Consider the following 18,548-nt stretch of genomic DNA (forward strand, 5'->3'; position numbering starts at 1 on the left):
TAAACAATGAAAATCACCGAGATGCTTCTGACCAACGTAAATTCCCGCCCCAAAAAGAAAATCGTTCCAAAAGGCGTCGTCATCCACTGGACGGCTAACGAGCGCAGCGGTGCAAATGCCGCCGCAAACCGAAACTACTTCAACAGACCAACGACAGTAGCGAGCGCCCACTACATTGTGGACGACAAACAAATCATTCGCTGTCTGCCCGAGGACGAGATCGGCTACCACGTCGGGGCGAAAACTTATTCACAGGCCGCCTTGACCAGATTGAGCACCTACCCGAACAACTGCACGATTGGGATTGAAATGTGCGTCAATGCAGATGGAAGCTTTGCGAAAATGTACGAGCAAACAGTGGCACTGACCGCAGATATCTTGAAACGACATGGCTGGGGAGTCGATCACCTGTGGCGTCATTACGACATTACGGGGAAAAACTGCCCGGCCTTTTTTGTCGTCAATGAAACGGCTCAAACATATACGGGAATGACAGCGAAGGACGCATGGGCAAAGTTTCAACAGGATGTCCACAGGTTTCTCACAGCTTATCCACAAAAACCACAGCCTGGTGTGGATAAGTGCGCAGTTGAACTGACACTTACTGCCACAGGCAAACTAATCGATGATGTATCCTATGTACCCATTCGAATGATTGCGGAGGCAGTGGGCGGAGCAGTGGAATGGGAGCCTTCCACGCAAAAAGTGACAGTAAACGGACAGGAAGTCTCCCATGTAAACGACCAGGGAACCACTTATGCGAAAACAAGAGAGCTGGCTGCCTTACTTGGACTGCAAGTGGAGTGGGACGAGCCGAGGAAAGCAGTCGTATTGAAGAAATAAAAGAAAAAGCCGCAGATCCCGTCTGCGACTTTTCCTATACATACTTTTACCCAATCAAAATTTGAATGATATCCGTTGCACTCAAAACAGCACTTGGTTTCGTCTCTTGCTCATTCAGACGAATTTGTCCGTCCTTGATCTTGCGGACAATCTGGTTGCGACTCCAGCCTTCTATTCGTTCAGACAGCAGCTTGTCGAGGCGGAAGCGGGCCTCTGCGCTCTCAATCCGAATCGTCACTTCCTGAACGCCTTTCTCTTGGTATTCATGCAAGGGGAGAGTAGAGAGTGGCGCGATTTCTTCACCAAACTCCGTATCTGGCACCTCCCGATGATCTGTAAAGGCTTTGTAGATGGCGAGCTTTTCGTTCCATGTATGATTTTTTTCACATTTATAGATAGCGAAGCGATAGATGTTTTTGCCGTTAGCGTTGTGGCGGCGGATGTTGGTATCGAAAAAGAGAACGGTTCGCCCACAATTGCTGCAGTATCGCTGGACTGGCTGATTTTCGTGATTTTCACGTAAAACCCACGTATGCTCGATGGTATGCATGGTCCTTCACCTCGTGTAAAAAGTGAAAGGAACGCACTTGCTATTTGGATGTCCTGTAGGGCAGACCTGTTTTTGGACACAAAAAACGGAGATTCCCCATAGCGAACCTCCGTCAGGATTTACACCTACAGATTTCGTTACGTTCCTTTGTAATGGGAAAAAAGGGCAGACTGCACCCGTGCGAAAAACAGTTTGTTTTCCGAAGGGCAAGCTATCCAGTTTTTTAGGCCATTACAAAGTAGTTGTTGGCATACGTAGTTACCGTACCTTTCCATCCAAATAGACGTGGAATCAATATACCATATAATGGGTTAGTTTCCAAGGGGGATCGTATTGTTGAACACAGGTGGGCGAGTGGTTTTGACGCGTAAAGGAGCGGAGCCGTAGATTTGCTTCATCCAGGTTCGCGCTTCCGTAAAGTCACTCTCCCGATAGAGATGAAAAGCTGGATGGTGTGTGTCCACAAAAAGGGACAAACCCAAAGCCTGAGCCCGGATGCAGAAATGACGGTCCTCGCCCCAGAAGCTCAGATTCGGAATTTGCTTAAAGCTGACGCCAGCCTGCAGCGCTTTTCTACGGATGAGGGTGCAAGCCCCTAAACCTCCTACCTCATATACGCCGGGGACACGGAGTTGTCCGTAGAAAGTGTACTTCCGCAAGTATTGTTCTTCTAATGAAATTTGTTCATGGCGTGCGCATTCGAATTGGGTGTATTCATCTTTGAGCCACACCTGTGGGACGGGGACGGTATCTGGTGTCCAGCTCGTCCAGAAGATTTCAGATATGACCTGTTTGTCTGAGGAGAGCAAAACTTCCAAAGTAGCTGGTTGGAGAAGCAAATCCGAATCAATGAGGAAGAGGGCATCGTAATCATGTTGTTTGGCACGGGCGATCATTTCGTCCTTGAATTCAGCGACTTTCCAAACGAGTGCGTCGCTCCAGTAATGGGTCGTCTCATCGTATGTGTAAGGATGAATGCTGCCAGCAGCGGGGATAATGTCGACCTTTCCTGTGTGTTTGTCTGCAAAGTTTTGAAGGATTTTGCTCGAAAGCGGATCGGTATTGTCATCAACGAACAAATAGTGCAGCGTCAAGTTTGAGGTCGACAGCTTTTCTAACGAGAACAAAAACATCCGGAGAACATCTGGTTTCTGGCAAACTGGACTGCCAATAAGCACGCTCGTTTTCACACTCATCGAACCACCTCTCGTTTTTGTGCGAAGTACGAAGCATGTATGGAGCTCGCTGTGTAATCGTAGACAAGAGATTCATGTGACTTGCCCAAGCGCTCCATGCATCGTCCCAAAAAGTGAAAAGCGTAAAAGCTCCCCATCCCTTGCTCACTAAAATGCTCCCACTGATTGTCCCCGATCTCCAAGCAAGACTCGAAAGCTTTTATCGCCTCGGCATACAAGCCATGCTCCATCAGGAAAATGCCTTTGTAAAAATGAAGATCTACGTAATTGGGATAGATCTGGATAGCTCGTGCAATACCCGGCCATGCTCCGCGCATACTGCCATGCTGGAAAAGAATATCGAATTTCAGCTTGTAGCAAATAGACGGGGGAGGCTGTTTGGTGGTCAAAAAGCCTTTGATCGCTTGATTCACCAGTGTAAATGCATGCTCCCATTGTTTAGCGCGAAAAAATTCGTTTGCGAGATGGTAATCACACCACGGGTCTTGTTTGGATTGCTTTCTTTCTTTACGTAAGAGCTTTAAGTTGCGCAAAGCTTTTTGTTTTCGTTGAAAGGCATCGTCCATATATCCGAGATGATGGATATGTACAGGTAGCAAAGGGACAGCGAGATCCATAGAAATGGAGGCCGGCCATTGAAGCACTTCGTGTATGTCTCGCACAAAACGGAACCCTTTTTTGTTGCGAAATAAGCGGATTTGCCCGGATCGGTAGGCGGAGTGGCGCGAAGCTTGCTCCTTTTGCGAACCAGTGTAATGGATCATTTTCATAAAAAAGGCGTCGCCTTTGCTCGCACTCACAGCTTGACGAAGCACTCCCGGTTTTTCTTCCTGTACGATTTCATCTGCATCCAGCCATAAAATCCACTCTCCCTTGGCAACTTGCAATCCGGCGTTTCTTGCTTTCGCAAAGCTGTTTTCCCAAGGAATTTCCAGAACTTTCGCTCCGTATTTCCGACAAATATCCTGTGTACCATCGGTTGATCCTGTATCGACAACAATGATCTCGTCTACCACCATATGCACGCTGGACAGACATGCTTCGATCTGGTCTGCTTCGTCTTTGACGATCATGCATAGGGAAAGGAGAGGAGGGCTCATTCGGATAATCACCTTCTTTTCGTTGTTGTCAGAACATATTGTTACACCATATTCGTGCGAGCAGATGGTTATGAAAGTACGGATACATAAAGGGGGATGGAAGGAAATAGGATGTTGAGACAATGATTTTTTGGGGAGGGGGCGATCTGCATGTTCACGGTTAGCTTGTGCATGATCGTTCGGGATGAGGAAGAATCACTCGGTCGATGCTTGTCGACGGTCTACGATTTGGTGGATGAAATCATCATTGTCGATACAGGGTCTACTGATCGGACCAAGGAAATTGCATTGACCTATGGTGCACAATTATTTGATTTTACATGGGTGGACGATTTTTCAGCAGCTCGTAACTTTGCTTTTGCACAAGCCCAGATGACGTACATTTTGTGGCTAGATGCGGATGATGTGCTTTTGGAAGTGGATAGGGAACGCTTTGTTGCATTGAAGACCACGGACAACTTTGATTATGACAGTGTCTCGATGCCGTACCACTTGATGGTAGATGAGCGAGGACAGCCCGTTCAATCTTTGCGAAGAAATCGTCTCGTCCGACGGAAGTGTGACTTTGTTTGGCATGGGGCGGTCCATGAGTATTTGGCCGTCACGGGTGAAATCCTGCATAGCGAAATAGCCGTTACTCACCAAAAGAATAAGCCTTATACGGATCGGAATTTGCAAATTTATGTAAAGCGCAAGGAAAAAGGCGAAGTTTTTGATCCGCGTGACCAATTTTATTTTGCAAATGAATTGTTCGATCATGCGAAGTACGAAGAGGCGGCTGAGCAATATCAGTTGTTTTTGGATGGGGGCTTGGGCTGGATCGAGGATCAACTATGGGCGTGTCAGAAGCAGTCAGAGTGTTACGCACACTTGAAGCAACCTGAAAAACAAATTCAATCTTTGACCAGGACACTTGCGATTGACCTTCCGCGTGCGGAGATTTGCTGCAGGATGGGGGCTTTTTTTGTGGAGAAGCAAGATTTCCCGAAGGCCATTTACTGGTACCGGCAGGCGACATTATTGGAGCGGCCACAAGGTTCCATGGGGAAGGTAGATGAATCGGCATGGACGTGGTTGCCTCATATACAGCTATGCTTCTGCTACGATCGGATCGGGGATCAACGAAAGGCTAAGATTCATCACGACATGGCAAAGCTGTATTACCCGACGCATCCAAGTGTAGCGTACAACGAAGCTTATTTTGCAAGGCTGGAGGAACTGAATTCGGTCGAACAATAGGTGGCTATACTCCTTCTTGGTTGTCCGTATTGAATTTGGAAAGCTGTTATTTTGCACGGGTCTTCTCTACAAAGATAGAATCGATCCTCGTTGATTAAAGAAGGAGATTCTCCATTCGTTACTGGTAAGAGCTGCATGACAGTTTGTTGGAATCCCTTTTTAGATTAAGGGGGATGGCTTCTTTTTTGGAGGAAGAGGACGGATGAAAACAAAGACCCCGTTTACGATTAGGTAAAGCACTTCGATAACGATTACTCCTCGTATTGATTCCTCTAATGAATGAGCAACGGTTGCCTTTCTCCTTCTATTTTCTCGTGGTTGTCTGTAAGCGCCATTTTTTCGTCCAATACGCTTTCAAGTGATTGGGAAATCAGAATGCCATGGCTTCTTGTGTAACAACTCATGAGGGAGGGGAAACATCCTTTTCAAAGAGGAGGAGAATCATGTCATTTCCAAATATACCGAATATCACCCCGTTCATTCATATAGGGCGTGACGAAGCGCTCAATTTAATGTTGTCTTCTTTAGCTATGGAAGAGTTGGGGCTTAGTCATATTTTAAATGCGGAAGCTGAAAAAATTCAGTTTGCACTCGGAACAATTCCCGGGCTATCTGGACCAGGAGCCACCATTGCCGATTTGCTCGCGTTAAACAAGAGTGTGCGGGACATGCTCGATGCAACGACAACGCAAGACATGCTTTTGCAAAAGAAATTGGAGGCTGTGCTGGATGCTTCTAAATATTCGGTATGGAGGAATACGGGGCCAACTGGGGCAACTGGGGCAACAGGTATGACTGGAGCGACTGGGGCGAGAGGAGCTACAGGAGCCACCGGAGCTACCGGAACAACTGGAGCAACCGGAGAGACAGGAGCTAGTGGAGCAACTGGAGAGATCGGAGCCACAGGAACGACTGGAACGACTGGAGTCACTGGATCAACCGGATCAACCGGATCAACCGGATCAACCGGGGCAGTGGGAGAGACGGGAGCAACTGGCACGACTGGAACGACTGGAGTCACTGGATCAACCGGATCAACCGGGGCAGTGGGAGAGACGGGAACAACTGGAGCAACGGGAGAGACCGGAGCGACTGGAGCGACTGGAGAGACCGGAGAGACTGGAGCGACCGGAGCCACTGGAACGACTGGAGAGACTGGAACGACTGGAACGACTGGAGCCACTGGAGCAGCTGGAACGACTGGAGAGACTGGAACGACTGGATCAACCGGATCAACGGGAGAGACTGGAACAACGGGAGCGACTGGAGCAACGGGAGAGACCGGAGAGACCGGAGAGACCGGAGGCACTGGAACGACTGGTGCAACGGGAGCGACTGGATCAACCGGATCAACTGGAGAGACTGGAGAGACCGGAGCGACCGGAGCGACTGGAGAGACCGGAGCAACTGGAGCCACTGGAGAGACTGGAGCCACTGGCGCAACCGGGGAAACTGGAGAGACGGGATTAACTGGGGAAACAGGAGCGACTGGATCAACGGGAGCGACGGGATCAACTGGGGAAACAGGAGCGACTGGAGCAACGGGAGAGACGGGAGCAACTGGATCAACCGGAGCGACTGGAACGACTGGAACGACTGGAATGACCGGAGCAACCGGAGCAACCGGAGCAACTGGAGAGACTGGAGAGACCGGATCAACTGGGGAAACAGGAGCGACTGGAGCAACGGGAGCAACTGGAGCAACTGGAGAGACGGGAACAACTGGAGTAACAGGAGAGACTGGAGAGACTGGAGAGACCGGATCAACTGGGGAAACAGGAGCGACTGGAGCAACGGGAGCAACGGGAGCAACGGGAGCAACTGGAGCAACCGGAGAGACTGGAACAACTGGAGAGACTGGATCAACTGGGGAAACAGGAGCAACTGGAGAGACTGGAACAACCGGAGTGACTGGAGAGACCGGAGCCACTGGAGTAACCGGAGAGACTGGAACAACCGGAGCCACTGGAACGACTGGATCAACGGGAGAGACTGGAACAACCGGAACAACCGGAACAACCGGAGCGACCGGAGCGACTGGATCAACGGGAGCGACTGGGGCAACTGGAGAGATGGGAACAACTGGAGTTACCGGAGAGACTGGAGCAACCGGAGCGACTGGAGAGACCGGAGCTACTGGAGCAGCTGGAACGACTGGAGCAACCGGAGAGACCGGAGAGACCGGATCAACTGGAGAAACAGGAGCGACTGGAGCGACTGGAACGACTGGAACGACTGGAGCAACCGGAGAGACTGGAGCAACCGGGACCACTGGAACGACCGGAGCCACTGGAACGACTGGAGTAACTGGATCAACCGGAGAGACGGGAACAACTGGAACATCTGGGGTAACTGGAACAACTGGGGTAACTGGAGTAACTGGAGTAACTGGAGTAACTGGAGTAACTGGAGTAACTGGAGTAACTGGATCAACCGGAGAGACGGGAACAACTGGAGCCACGGGAGCTACCGGATCAACCGGACCGACTGGATCAACGGGAGCGACCGGGGCAACTGGATCAACGGGATCAACGGGAGAGACCGGAGCCACTGGACCAACCGGCCCCACTGGAGCGACCGGTACAGTCTTCACCAACATCAACTCCTTCGGTGCCAATACCTCAGGAGCTCTTATCGCAGTAATCCTAGGAGGCACGAATATCCCTTTACCGAACAACCAGGTGTTAGCAGGTGGTATTACAGTGAATGGCGCCAATACGGTATTTACGGTTCCGTCTGCAGGCAACTATTTGATTTCGTATTCCATCAACACAACGGCAGCATTACTGGTTAGCTCGAGGATTTTGATAAATGGGACGCCATTCTCACCGACTATCATCTCACCAGCTTTATCGCTTTCATCGTTCAACAATACCGTCATCGCTCCTCTCACCGCTGGAGCCACAATCACGCTGCAACTGTTCGGATTATTGGGATCAGCTACCCTTCTGACCGGGGCTGGAGCGACCCTGACGATTATTAAAATAAGCACGTAGTAGGGCAAAAGGAGCTACGATGAAAAGTAGCTCCTTTCCCTTTGCTATTTCTTTTTCGTTAAAGTAGTAAAAATATTTAGTTAATTAACAGCAATAATAGTATAATAGGTTGGAAGGGGATTTGCCTATTATTCGGAGTGGGGATAGATGCCGATGGATGACTTGGCAGTATATTTGGACAAGCACGAGGCAACGATCGTGAAAGAATTCAAGCGAGGAATTGCCGTTTCGGACAGTGATCAATACAGGGGATTGATCCATCTGAATGGGCGAGCACTGTATCGGATGGTTATTGAATATTTTCGTTCGGAAATCACTCTTGAGGATATTAAAGAATTGGCTTACAAGGTCGCCTATGAACGAAACCGGGCAGAGACCAACATTGGCGATTTCGTCTCCAACGTTTGCATGGGCCGGGAAATGGTTATCGATCTTCTCCAAAAAGGTCCGTTTTCGCCTGCCGCTTTAATGCCTGCCTTATTGAAAATAAACGAATGCTTCGATGTCTTTTTGGTGCACGCTGTTTTCAAATACACGGATCTCAAAGACCACGACCTGGAAGAGAAAAAGCTATTTATCGAGCGTTCTCACAAAGACAGGCTCACGATTCTGGGGCAAATGGCATCCAGCTTCGTCCATGAATTCCGCAATCCGCTTACTTCTATTATGGGATTCTCTCGTTTGTTAAAAGAAGATTATCCGAATCTCCCTTACGTAGAGATTATTGAAAATGAGCTGCGGCAACTGAACTACCGAGTTTCGCAGTTTTTGCTGGTCTCGAAAAAGGGAGTGGTCTATAAGCAAATGGAGGTTTTTAGCGTCTGGGAGTTGTTCGATGAGATTCTGTCATTCCTCTATCCGAATATCGTTGACGTGAATGTGGATATCAAATGCAGTATCGATCCTACCTTTCAACTAAAAGGCTACAAGGATGAGATGAAGCAGGTGTTTATCAACATCATTTCCAATGCGCTGGATGCGTTACATAAAAAAACAGGCGGTAAGGAGATTGTCATTGAGGTGTCCCAAACACCTGACAGGTCCTTGATTATGGTTTCCAACAATGGATCGCCAATTCCACCCGACCTGCTTTCGGTTATTTTTGAACCGTTTTTCACGACGAAGGAGCTCGGTACTGGAATTGGCTTATACGTCTGCAAAGAAATCATTGAGCGGCATGGAGGAACGATTATGTGCGAGTCTACTGATCAGAGGACGCAATTTTCCATGCAATTCAAGCCTTGCGACACATGTACGAGTGGCTCGATGTCGATGAGCACCCATATCTAATCCTACAAAAACGACCTATTCATGAAGGCACGATCGATAACAGACGTGCACCATGAATAAGGCGTTTTTTTTAATGGTACAAACGTGACTGTTTATTTGCTAGCGTGAAGCTGCCTGCGTGTTTGTCGCATAGCTTTGGTGATAAGCTCCAGTTTGTTTACCAGCCAGACTAGCATGAGCGCCAACAAACAACTGCACCCAATAATCAGGAGCAAATATAGCAGCGAGTACCATGTGTTTTCAAACAACCAAGCCACCTCGCCGTATTTCTCAAATAGATAATCTTTGAACATGATCAAAAATGCAGAGTGAAACAAGAAAATAAAATACGTCAGCCCTTTTCGAAACCTGATGTGCAAACGATCGACGCGTTCCAGAAAGAAGACCATAAGTACGAGAAACGATAGTAGCGTGGCGAAGACAAAGGTCAAATGCACAGCCACATACAGCTTGTTTGAGACAACAAAAAACAGCGCAGCCGCAGTAGAAACACCCGTCATCAGCGTAAGGATGGAGCGGTTGTTTCGCAAAAAGGTAAGAATCGATTCACGGTACCAAAATAACACGTGCCCCATGTACAGGGTAAAAATCCAGCTCGGGAGCATATGACGCGTGCTGAGTCCGAACCAGCCCTGATGGATAAAGTTGATGTACACATACTGGATACCAAGCAAAATCCAAATGACGTACAAAATGTTGCGCTTGGTGATCACACGGCGAAACAGATAGGCAAAAACGTAATACTGGCAAATCATAAACACAAAGTAGAGATGGTCACCTGTTTTGCCTAAAACAATGTTCGTAAAATCCTGGGCAGTATGAGGCATCCCTTTTTTCAACAAGTAATGGTACAGGACGCCAGATACTAAATAAGGGACAAAAATATACAGAAGCTTCCCTGAAAAAAACTCGCGAGCAGTAGGGCTCTTGGCTTCAAAAGAATAAGCGGTCAAATAACCGGTGGCAATCGTCAACAGGACAGTGCCGTAGCGACTGATCTGATTGAGGGCCACGATCCAAAACGGATCTGTAAAAGAAAGTGCAGAAGCCGTGAAATGACCGACTACAACGAGAAAACTTGAGAAGAGCTGGATGTAAAACAGAGATTTCAAGATTTTTGAATCTGTATACATTTCGATATTCTCCATTTCATCGTTTGTCGGCTGACGTTGTCGCTCAAACAATAAACTGTGAATAGTTTTTATGATAATAAAGTTTTCTTTGAATTGTATTTGGACAGGGGAGGGGAGTTCTGGAAAAGTGGGAAAAAGAAAGAAAGCCACACCTGTACGTGTGGCTTTCATGCATTATTTCGGATTCTTTTTCATTTCATCGATGGTCTCACTGACCACAAACGCCAAATCGTCATTGCCAAACAACGACAATACACCAAGGAGAGTCGCATCAGGAATGTCCTCTGCTTCTTCTTTTGGTACGGTATTGTCCAGCATTTGAGCGAGTAACGTATTTTCCCCTTGAGCGGGATAAGCGCGGCGGTATAATTCGCGTGCATCTAGACCATGATTCACACACCATTGGGCAAAAACGAGAATCATCATGCCCTCGTCGCGCTGATAAGCTTGAATCACTTGATCTTCCATCTCTTTTCGGTTCATGGGCATACTCCTCTAACATTCGTACGTCATGAGCTTATTGTAGAGAAGAGCAAGAATACCCGCAAGAAAAAAGAAGCGAAGAGGATCAAGAGTTCCGCCTGCCGCTGTGGTTGGTTATGACCGGCAGCATGCGCGTGTCTTTTACCATACTAGAATGGCAAAAGGGGCAGCTCGGGCTCTTATCAAAGGAAAAGTTATCTCTCATCCAGCACGTACAGCCCTCGTTACTGCACGTCCATACATCTGTTTCCTCTTCTTCGATTGGAACGACTGCTTTTTTTGAGAAATACACATGAACTCCTCCTTTGCAGGGCAAAAGTGCACAAAGTAACCTCTATTAATGTGTGATGGAAAGCTCATGAATATACCAAGATTTTCTTTGTGAGAAGGTAAAAAAAGAGACCACGCTTTCATAGCCGTAGCCTCTTTCGTCCATTGAGATAGTTACTGTTTATCGGGAATGAAGATCTGTCCCGTTGCTTCATGATTCGCGATGGCCAGTAAAATCGCTTTAGACAAGGTATCTGGATGATAAGGCTTGATCAGATAGCCGGTTGCCCCCAGATCAAATGCTTTTTTCTTTTCCTCAATAGCACTGGAGATCACGATCGGAATGGTCCGTAAATCTGGATTTTTTCGTATCTCCTCAATGACCATCCAACCACTCTCGCCGTCCTTCAAGATAAGGTCAAGCACGACAGCATCCGGTCGCAGTTCCTCGATCGCTGCCACTGCCTCTGGCGCAGTAGAGAAGGAATTGACACGGAATCCAGAGCTCGTCAGCTCATCACGCAACAGCTCGGTTAAGTTCAAATCGTCCTCGATGATCACAACGTTTCCATTGCATTGACCAGTTGGAGAGACTGCCTCCTCCGTCCCAGAAAGATAACCAGCGGACAAAGCGTGCTCAGCCAGCGGAAGGGTAACCGTAAATGTACTGCCCTTGCCCGATTCGGACGTAACGGTAACTTCTCCTTGGTGCATATGGACGATCTCCCGAACAATGGCCAGACCCAGACCTGTACCGCCGATCTCGCGGCGATCCGAGTTATCTACGCGATAAAATTTGGTAAACAGGTGAGGGATGGCTTCAGCAGGAATACCTAGCCCTTCATCTTGGACCACCACGAGCAAACGGTTCCCATCTTGTTGGCACCTCACCCGGACAAGGCCGCCATGCGGTGAGTATTTGACAGCATTGCTGATTAGATTCACAAATACTTGACGCAGCTTGGTTTGGTCTCCATAAACAGTGGTTTGCTCCGTTTGCAAATCGAGTTCGAATCTATGGAGAGGGGACTGGACTCGATAAAGTCCGAAAATATCCCGAATCACTCGATCAATCGCAACGTTCTCTACCTCATACGTCTGTCTGCCGGATTCCATGCGTTGCAAATCCAAGAAATCATTAATTAGCGCAGTCAGGCGGTTCGCTTCTTGATAAATGGTCGCTATGTACCGCTGTTGACGCTCGGGCTTGAGCTCTTTCGTTAACAACAGCTCCGCAAAGCCGAGCACACTGGCGAGAGGGGTACGCAGCTCATGGCTGACCGTACTGACGAATTCCGATTTCATTTGATCGATCTCGTATTCATTGGTGAAGTCACGGTAAACGAGCAAGGTACTCCATTTCTCTTGGTTCCGGTACAATGGCTCTGCATAGAGCTGAATATAGCGTACTTGCGGTCCGGTCATCTGAAACACAATGCTGCCTGAAGGAATGGCACCTTCATTTAAGACGACAGCTCTGACATATTGAATCAGCCGATCGGGCTCTGAGGTTTGACTCTGTAAATAGGAAAGGAACTGTTCTAAGTCAAATCCTTGCGAAGCGAGCTGATTGTCGTAGGACAAGAGCTCACAAAAATTCCGGTTCACCTGCAGAGTTTCTCCATCCAGATCAATGAGCTGAATGCCCTCTTGAACAGAATCGAGCATATCCTGTGTCATTTTGCGCTGTCGCTCTGTCTCCTCAAACATCGCGAGCTTGTCGAGTGCCAAGGAGATCTGCTTGGCGAGCCCGATGATGACTTGTAGCTCCAGATCCGTGAATTTGCGATCGATTCGGGAGAGGATGATACATGCTACGATTGTCAGGTTGGCATCCAACACAGGAAGGTAGAGCTCGGAAGTTCGAGAGAGTTCCTCCGTGTAGCCGCGCTCAGCGTCTGTACTTTCACGGATCAGGACATATGGCTGGCTCGTTTCCTTGATTCGCACGAACGGACCTTCATCCAATCCTTTTCGCAGTTGCTCCAGCACGTTCTGGGAAACGCCAAAGCTAGCTGCATCCCTGTCAGTGTTCAGCATGACGATGACACCTTTATCGGCATCCGTGACCTCGGATATATTGCGAATGATACTCGAGAGCAGTTCGGTTTTGTCCAATGTATTCGCGAGAGAGAGGATGAAGCGGTTTTTCTTTTCCAAATACCGTTCATTTTCCTCCATCTTGCCCAATGCTTCTTGTAGCTCTTCTTGCTGCATCATCAGTTCATCCTGCTGGGCTTGCAGTTCTTCGTTTTGCGCCATGAGAACTTCTTCTTTGGCTTGAATTTGCCTGATTAAATAGTTGAGGGAGCGGGAGAGCCTGCCGATTTCGTCAACCCTGTTCAAATCCTGCAAAAGAGGTGTACCGCCATTGGCAAATTGCTCGGCATCTTTGGATAGACGAACCAACGGCCTGCCGATATCCCGTGTGGTTTGAATGGTGACTACCACCATGATCACGAGCACCATCAGCGCGTACACGAGAAACCAGGTGCTTTGCTGTGATAGCTTTTGGAACAGTGCTTGGTTTTTCTTGTACAACACCTGTTCATGCTCATCCTCGTAACGCACGGCATATTGAAGCAGGTTGTTCACTGCCTGAGTCAAGCCACTGGAAGAGAATTTTCGCAGGGATTCATAGTCTCCGGTCTTTGCATAATTCGAAGCTGTCGGGAACACATTGGTGAAAAAGTTCGTGAAGAAAGACTCGATGGAAGCGACACGCACTTGTTCCTCTTGATTGAGCGGCAGTTTTTTGAGTGATTCCAGCGCTTGTTCCAGCTTCTCTTTCTCTATAAATAACTCATTGTACTCATTCGGGTTCAAAAAAGCGTAATAACCCCTGGCCCTAAAAAAGATCTGGCTCGTATGCTCAGAGATTTCTCTGACCAAATCTTGTTTTTGCGTGGTAGTTTGTAATGCTGTCTGATATTCGGTGAGTGCGCTGTGATTCAAATATTGAACGATACCAGCGCCCGCAATTAACAGTGACAGAAAGAGAAGCATCATCGCAATGAAGCGACGCGTGATACTTTTTCTGATAATCGACCACCCGGTCATGCGAGCATTTCCTCCACTTTCCGGACAAGATCCATCGGGCTAAAGGGCTTCGGCATGAAGTCATCGGCACCAGCTGCACGCATTTTTTCCTGTTCGGCATGTTGACTTTTTGCCGAGAGGATCAGGACCTTCACTGCCTTTTTGTCGTCCATCTGTTTGAGCTGCTGCAATACTTCAAAGCCTGTCAGCTTGGGCATCATATAATCTAAAATAATCAAGTCGTACTCATTTTGACCGATTTTTTGCAGGGCTTCCTCTCCATCGCAAGCGATATCGAGCTCATGTCCCTCGTCTTCGAGCGTGTCGCCAATCAACATGCGCAACACGGCTTCGTCTTCAGCCAGCATAATCGTTGCCATCCTGTTACCTCCTTACAACATTCGTTTGACCAGTCGCGTAATGCGAGCCTCTAGCTCACGCGTGCTAAAGGGCTTGGTCATGTAGTCATCCGCACCGAGCTGGAGAGCACGGACAATGTCCTGTTCTTCCGTACGGCCTGTTAGCATAATCACTGTATATTTCTTGGCATTCGGCAAATTCCGGATTTTCTGGAGAACCTCTAGGCCATCCATCTGTGGCATCAGCCCGTCTAAAATGACGAGATAGGGCTCTTGTCCTTGATGCCAAGTGGAGGCAAAGAAAGCTGCACCTTCCTCGTAAGCCTGGATGTCGACGTGTATCCAACCGTCAAAACTGGCTTTTACGGAATCAGCAAGCATGACGCGAATCATCGGATCATCATCGATAATAGCGACCTTCAGCTTCACTTTAGGGGAGTCGTGCGTTTCGGTGAGCAGAGCGGCTTGAATTCGGCGTCGCCCTGCATTTTTGGCAGCATACAAGGCGGTGTCCGCTTCCTCGATCCAATAGGTATGCGGCTGTTGCGGATCGTCTACCTGTACAATTCCCCCAGAAAAGCTCAGAGAAAACATGCCTGCAGGAGCATCGAAGATCAGTGAGCAAAAAGCAGAGAGCATTTGCTCTAGGCGGGCTTTTCCTGTCTGTACAGTCGTACGCGGCATCAGGAGGATAAATTCCTCTCCGCCGTACCGGAATAGTACATCCTGTTTTTCGGCGCTCTGCCCGATGAATGCAGCAAAACGAGCCAGCACCTCGTCTCCAATCAGATGACCGTATGTATCATTGACCCCTTTGAAAAAGTCGATATCCAAAAAAGCTAGTGAGAATGGGGTGCTCGTTCGCTGGGCATCAGAAAGAAGCCGTTGATACGTATCAACAAAAGAATTGCGGTTGTTGACACCCGTAAGCTCGTCCAGAAACAAGATGCTGTTCATCCAGCTCTTGCGGCGAAGCTGGCGTTCGAGGCGTACGACCAGCTCTTCCATATCAAGCGGTTTGCACATGACGTCATCTGCCCCCAAACGATAGGCATGCAGACGCGTCTCCCGTTGGCAATCGATGCTGATAATGGTCGTAGGCACGTATTGCTTTTTTATTTTTTCACTGATCGTCTGCATCACTTGGAAGCCGTCCGTTTCCGGAATATTCAAATCGAGAATGAAGCAGTCAGGGTTCATGTCGTGAAAATAGTCGAGAGCCTTATGAGGGTAGACCGTAGCGATGACAGACCAATTGCGTTTTTCTAAATATTCTTTTAGATACATGAGCAAGGTAACGTCATCATCCAGGATGAGGACCAAAGGCTGTTGCTCACAAGGGGGTTCCCGTCGAAGAGTGGGGGCCTCGAAAAAAACTTCCCGTTCTGGTCGCTTCTCGCAGCATAAGATGATCAACTCTTGCAAAAATGCTCGCCATTCACTCGTCGGCCATTTTTTGGCAGGCATGTCGTCCATTTGTTCCAGGAGAAGACGAGACAGATCAGACAAGTCGGTCAATCCAATCGTTCCCGATGTTCCATTCAACGAATGCAGAAAGCGATAGAGATCATCATGAGAGATGGGAACCTCCTGGTCGTACCACGTCTCAATCTGTTTGTGGATATTTGTAAGAAGCGTATCTCTGTACTTGATCATGTCGTACCCTCCCCCTGTGTTGGGATGGCGCAAGCATTTGGATCGCTTGCGCCAATTTGATCAAAACGTCTACGATTTGGTATGGTACATGTAGCAGGGAGAAGGAAGGGCTTATTGTTGCAGGGAAAATCCTTCTTCAATCAGATATTGCTCTGCTTCCACGTACGATTCAAAGGAAGCTTCCAGGTTCATACCGTGGTATACGTTCCACAGCGCGTCTTCCTGTTGCAGCAAGAGGGTGCGGTTTTGCTTGTCGACCCATGTTTGCTCCAGTTGATCTGATGCTGCAGTGATTTTAGGCGCTTCCTCACGTTTTTGGGAGAGAGAGTGGATCGACGCTTCGATAACCGTGCGGAGTTCTTCCGCCGAGAAATCACGGATATTGATGAAGCCCTTATCGTCTTTTTGCTTTTGATAGCTCTTCACAAAGCCGACGAACACAAAGCCGTTGCCGTTCGGATGAAGATGATAGACAACCGTTTTCTTTTCATGAAGACTTTCTTCATAATGAAAATTAACCCGTTTCAGGGAGACGTCATTCCGAGTCAGTTGTGGAAAAGATTCAATAATCGCTAGTTTTTCTTCAAAAGTAAGCATGGATTCCTCCGGTGAGATGGATTTGTTTGTCGATTATATCATAGGTGGGACACAGAACGAAAAAAGGAGAAGGGAAAAATGAACGGAAAAAACCGAAAAGACATCGTAGCAGGACTCGAAGTCGATATTGTATTGAAACAGGACCAACGCACTGGCAAGCGCACCCGTGGGATCGTCAAGGATATCCTGACGAACTCCAGTACACATCCACATGGCATCAAGGTTCGTTTGACGGATGGACAAGTGGGGAGAGTGCAAGAGATTATCCAAAAAGGGAAGTAATCTTCTTCAGAAAAAATGGACAGGCCACACGGGCAACTGTCCGTTTTTCTTTTTATGATCAGTTCCGGTTCTGCAAAAGCTCGATAGCTGGTACGGCGAAGCAAGCCAGATTCGACGGAAGTGCATCGAGTGAAAACCAGCGCATGTCTCCAATAGCCCCGTCTTCCTCTAAATTACGTGCTTCTCCACTCAGGGTCGTGACTTCGTAAATGACCGAAACCCAATGCTCGCCATTTTCCGGGCGGATCGTTTCTGCTGTGCACAAGAGGGCCTTTACCTCGACATCGAGATTAACTTCTTCTTTGATTTCTCGGATGACGCTCGTCTCCAGTTGTTCATAGGGATCAACTTTTCCCCCAGGAATGCTCCATGTATTCTTCTCTGGATCTCTATTTCGTAATACCAGCAAAATCTCATTCTTGTCGTTTAGGATGACAGCTCCTACGCCCAATCTTGGTATAGCAATTGTAGTCGACATGGTTTCTCCTTCAATAGGCAGATTCGTTTCTTCTATAATAGCAAAGTTCAATCCTAGCAGGACAAAACAAGAAACCGCCTGAAGAGACGGTTTCGAGAAGTTCAGCAAAACGGTAACGGTAAGAATCATGGGTAGGGCAAATACTCAGCACATTTGCGAATGCTTTTTTTGTTTGGTCGTTGCAGTTCATCCACAAAAATAAGACAATAGATTATACGGGACAAGAATATAAACGAACAGCACTACAGCATCTGTCATTCTCTTTCAATTTGTTTTCTGCCCTCGTTATCGAAGCAAAATATTAGTGAAACTGGTGGATATTATTGGTTGACTACATAGAATGAAGGGGAGACAATTTGATGAATAGATTTATTAATAACATAATTCAAGATAAATCTATACAGAGACGAATTTTTATTCTTGAAACCTTAAGTAATGGACAGGAGTTTGTATCTACAACTTATATTGCTAAGCACCTTCATTGTACAATACGTACAATTTCAAAAGATATTGCTCAATTAAAAAAAGAATTACCTCAGAATTGGGAAATTATCGGCGTAACAACTAAAGGATACATGTTAATCAAACCAGTAACAGATTCTACTTTCCCTATAATTAATTCCTATTTAACCCAAAGTATAATTTATGAAATTATGATTAGTATATTTAATAATAAATATCATACATTAGAAAAGTGGTCCCAATTATTATATGTTAATAAACAAACGTTAAAGAATAACTTGAAAATGTATGCACATATCCTAAAAGAAAGTAATATTGATTTTACATTTAAAAATCTCGATCTAATTGGAGATGAAATCAATATTAGGCATTATTATTGTGTATTTTTTTACTCTATACAAAAATTCACAGCAAATTCGTTATTACCTATTGAGTTGAGAAAAAAGCTTTTATCCATTTTTCATTCTTATCAAATTTCAATGGATTTTGAAGCCTTATGTAGTATTATTTTCGTTTCCATGAATAGATTGTTTAATAAACATCTTATTGATAAAACTATATGTAACGTACCTATA

At 47.1% G+C, this 18,548-nt stretch carries 17 protein-coding genes; 6 read left to right on the forward strand and 11 right to left on the reverse strand.

The genetic code is table 11. The features are described from left to right. The first annotated feature begins 6 nt into the window (after positions 1–6). Entirely contained in the window at positions 7–843 is an 837-nt protein-coding gene (locus C7R93_RS17320) for an N-acetylmuramoyl-L-alanine amidase (RefSeq protein WP_106839990.1), read from the forward strand. A 46-nt stretch (positions 844–889) separates the two neighbouring features. Here C7R93_RS17320 and C7R93_RS17325 read toward each other — a convergent pair whose 3' ends face one another. The 3 genes from C7R93_RS17325 to C7R93_RS17335 all read right to left on the reverse strand — a co-directional run bounded on the left by C7R93_RS17325 (position 890) and on the right by C7R93_RS17335 (position 3,689). Continuing rightward, positions 890–1,393, reverse strand: a complete 504-nt coding sequence (locus C7R93_RS17325) for a DUF1062 domain-containing protein (protein WP_106839991.1) — start codon at positions 1,391–1,393, stop codon at positions 890–892. Between the two features lie 311 nt (positions 1,394–1,704). Continuing rightward, positions 1,705–2,589 carry a hypothetical protein gene (locus tag C7R93_RS17330; RefSeq protein WP_106839992.1) on the reverse strand — a complete coding sequence of 295 codons (885 nt, stop codon included), beginning with the start codon at positions 2,587–2,589 and terminating at the stop codon, positions 1,705–1,707. After that, on the reverse strand, positions 2,586–3,689 hold the full coding sequence (locus C7R93_RS17335; protein ID WP_106839993.1) for a glycosyltransferase: 1,104 nt from the start codon (positions 3,687–3,689) through the stop codon (positions 2,586–2,588). Before C7R93_RS17335 ends, C7R93_RS17330 begins: the two co-directional genes overlap by 4 nt. Before the next feature lie 150 nt (positions 3,690–3,839). On the opposite strand from C7R93_RS17335, the gene C7R93_RS17340 reads away from it, so the two are divergent. From C7R93_RS17340 to C7R93_RS17350, 3 genes are all read left to right on the forward strand, one after another. Beyond that, positions 3,840–4,928, forward strand: a complete 1,089-nt coding sequence (locus C7R93_RS17340) for a glycosyltransferase family 2 protein (RefSeq protein ID WP_106839994.1) — start codon at positions 3,840–3,842, stop codon at positions 4,926–4,928. Positions 4,929–5,371: 443 nt separating this feature from the next. Then, positions 5,372–7,924, forward strand: coding sequence for a BclA C-terminal domain-containing protein (locus C7R93_RS17345; protein WP_106839995.1), 2,553 nt, complete (start codon positions 5,372–5,374; stop codon positions 7,922–7,924). A 147-nt stretch (positions 7,925–8,071) separates the two neighbouring features. After that, positions 8,072–9,214, forward strand: coding sequence for a sensor histidine kinase (locus C7R93_RS17350; protein WP_106839996.1), 1,143 nt, complete (start codon positions 8,072–8,074; stop codon positions 9,212–9,214). Positions 9,215–9,306: 92 nt separating this feature from the next. Here the strand turns inward: C7R93_RS17350 and C7R93_RS17355 are convergent, their stop codons facing one another. The 7 genes from C7R93_RS17355 to C7R93_RS17385 all read right to left on the reverse strand — a co-directional run bounded on the left by C7R93_RS17355 (position 9,307) and on the right by C7R93_RS17385 (position 16,751). Beyond that, positions 9,307–10,347: an acyltransferase family protein gene (locus tag C7R93_RS17355; RefSeq protein ID WP_106840004.1), complete on the reverse strand. Its 1,041-nt coding sequence runs from the start codon at positions 10,345–10,347 to the stop codon at positions 9,307–9,309. Between the two features lie 174 nt (positions 10,348–10,521). Further along, the gene (locus C7R93_RS17360) at positions 10,522–10,830 is read right to left on the reverse strand and encodes a hypothetical protein (protein ID WP_016741286.1); all 309 of its coding nucleotides are present in this window, start codon (positions 10,828–10,830) and stop codon (positions 10,522–10,524) included. Positions 10,831–10,915: 85 nt separating this feature from the next. Then, complete coding sequence (locus C7R93_RS17365) at positions 10,916–11,122, reverse strand: cold-shock protein (protein ID WP_106839997.1); 207 nt, start codon at positions 11,120–11,122, stop codon at positions 10,916–10,918. Positions 11,123–11,274: 152 nt separating this feature from the next. Continuing rightward, the gene (locus tag C7R93_RS17370) at positions 11,275–14,160 is read right to left on the reverse strand and encodes an ATP-binding protein (protein ID WP_106839998.1); all 2,886 of its coding nucleotides are present in this window, start codon (positions 14,158–14,160) and stop codon (positions 11,275–11,277) included. Further along, a complete protein-coding gene (locus tag C7R93_RS17375; protein WP_069852954.1) occupies positions 14,157–14,519 on the reverse strand; it encodes a response regulator transcription factor in 363 nt (120 codons plus the stop codon). The genes C7R93_RS17370 and C7R93_RS17375 overlap by 4 nt, the downstream gene beginning before the upstream one ends. Positions 14,520–14,531: 12 nt before the next feature. Then, positions 14,532–16,154 (reverse strand): GGDEF domain-containing response regulator, encoded by a 1,623-nt coding sequence (locus C7R93_RS17380; protein ID WP_106839999.1) that lies wholly within the window; start codon positions 16,152–16,154, stop codon positions 14,532–14,534. A 111-nt stretch (positions 16,155–16,265) separates the two neighbouring features. Then, positions 16,266–16,751, reverse strand: a complete 486-nt coding sequence (locus tag C7R93_RS17385) for a hypothetical protein (RefSeq protein ID WP_106840000.1) — start codon at positions 16,749–16,751, stop codon at positions 16,266–16,268. Positions 16,752–16,829: 78 nt separating this feature from the next. Here C7R93_RS17385 and C7R93_RS17390 point away from each other — a divergent pair, with 78 nt between their 5' ends. Further along, the gene (locus C7R93_RS17390; protein WP_069852949.1) at positions 16,830–17,033 is read left to right on the forward strand and encodes a YwbE family protein; all 204 of its coding nucleotides are present in this window, start codon (positions 16,830–16,832) and stop codon (positions 17,031–17,033) included. 58 nt (positions 17,034–17,091) lie between these two features. On the opposite strand, the gene C7R93_RS17395 is transcribed toward C7R93_RS17390, so the two are convergent. Continuing rightward, positions 17,092–17,511, reverse strand: coding sequence for an NUDIX domain-containing protein (locus tag C7R93_RS17395; RefSeq protein ID WP_106840001.1), 420 nt, complete (start codon positions 17,509–17,511; stop codon positions 17,092–17,094). 359 nt (positions 17,512–17,870) lie between these two features. Between C7R93_RS17395 and C7R93_RS17400 the strand changes: the two genes are divergently transcribed. Continuing rightward, positions 17,871–18,548, forward strand: a 678-nt coding sequence (locus tag C7R93_RS17400; protein WP_146142432.1) for a helix-turn-helix domain-containing protein, incomplete at its 3' end; no start/stop codon positions are given.

Origin of the sequence: Brevibacillus fortis (assembly GCF_003013395.1) — a bacterium.
Lineage (GTDB): Bacteria > Bacillota > Bacilli > Brevibacillales > Brevibacillaceae > Brevibacillus > Brevibacillus fortis.

Bases quoted from the DNA above. Each gene is read 5' to 3' on its own strand.
- C7R93_RS17340 (WP_106839994.1), top strand. From the start codon at position 3,840: ATGTTCACGGTTAGCTTGTGCATGATCGTTCGGGATGAGGAAGAATCA.
- C7R93_RS17375 (WP_069852954.1), bottom strand. From the start codon at position 14,519: ATGGCAACGATTATGCTGGCTGAAGACGAAGCCGTGTTGCGCATGTTG.
- C7R93_RS17325 (WP_106839991.1), bottom strand. From the start codon at position 1,393: ATGCATACCATCGAGCATACGTGGGTTTTACGTGAAAATCACGAAAAT.
- C7R93_RS17390 (WP_069852949.1), top strand. From the start codon at position 16,830: ATGAACGGAAAAAACCGAAAAGACATCGTAGCAGGACTCGAAGTCGAT.
- C7R93_RS17330 (WP_106839992.1), bottom strand. From the start codon at position 2,589: ATGAGTGTGAAAACGAGCGTGCTTATTGGCAGTCCAGTTTGCCAGAAA.
- C7R93_RS17355 (WP_106840004.1), bottom strand. From the start codon at position 10,347: ATGTATACAGATTCAAAAATCTTGAAATCTCTGTTTTACATCCAGCTC.
- C7R93_RS17370 (WP_106839998.1), bottom strand. From the start codon at position 14,160: ATGACCGGGTGGTCGATTATCAGAAAAAGTATCACGCGTCGCTTCATT.
- C7R93_RS17335 (WP_106839993.1), bottom strand. From the start codon at position 3,689: ATGAGCCCTCCTCTCCTTTCCCTATGCATGATCGTCAAAGACGAAGCA.
- C7R93_RS17385 (WP_106840000.1), bottom strand. From the start codon at position 16,751: ATGCTTACTTTTGAAGAAAAACTAGCGATTATTGAATCTTTTCCACAA.
- C7R93_RS17360 (WP_016741286.1), bottom strand. From the start codon at position 10,830: ATGAACCGAAAAGAGATGGAAGATCAAGTGATTCAAGCTTATCAGCGC.
- C7R93_RS17395 (WP_106840001.1), bottom strand. From the start codon at position 17,511: ATGTCGACTACAATTGCTATACCAAGATTGGGCGTAGGAGCTGTCATC.
- C7R93_RS17345 (WP_106839995.1), top strand. From the start codon at position 5,372: ATGTCATTTCCAAATATACCGAATATCACCCCGTTCATTCATATAGGG.
- C7R93_RS17380 (WP_106839999.1), bottom strand. From the start codon at position 16,154: ATGATCAAGTACAGAGATACGCTTCTTACAAATATCCACAAACAGATT.
- C7R93_RS17350 (WP_106839996.1), top strand. From the start codon at position 8,072: ATGCCGATGGATGACTTGGCAGTATATTTGGACAAGCACGAGGCAACG.
- C7R93_RS17320 (WP_106839990.1), top strand. From the start codon at position 7: ATGAAAATCACCGAGATGCTTCTGACCAACGTAAATTCCCGCCCCAAA.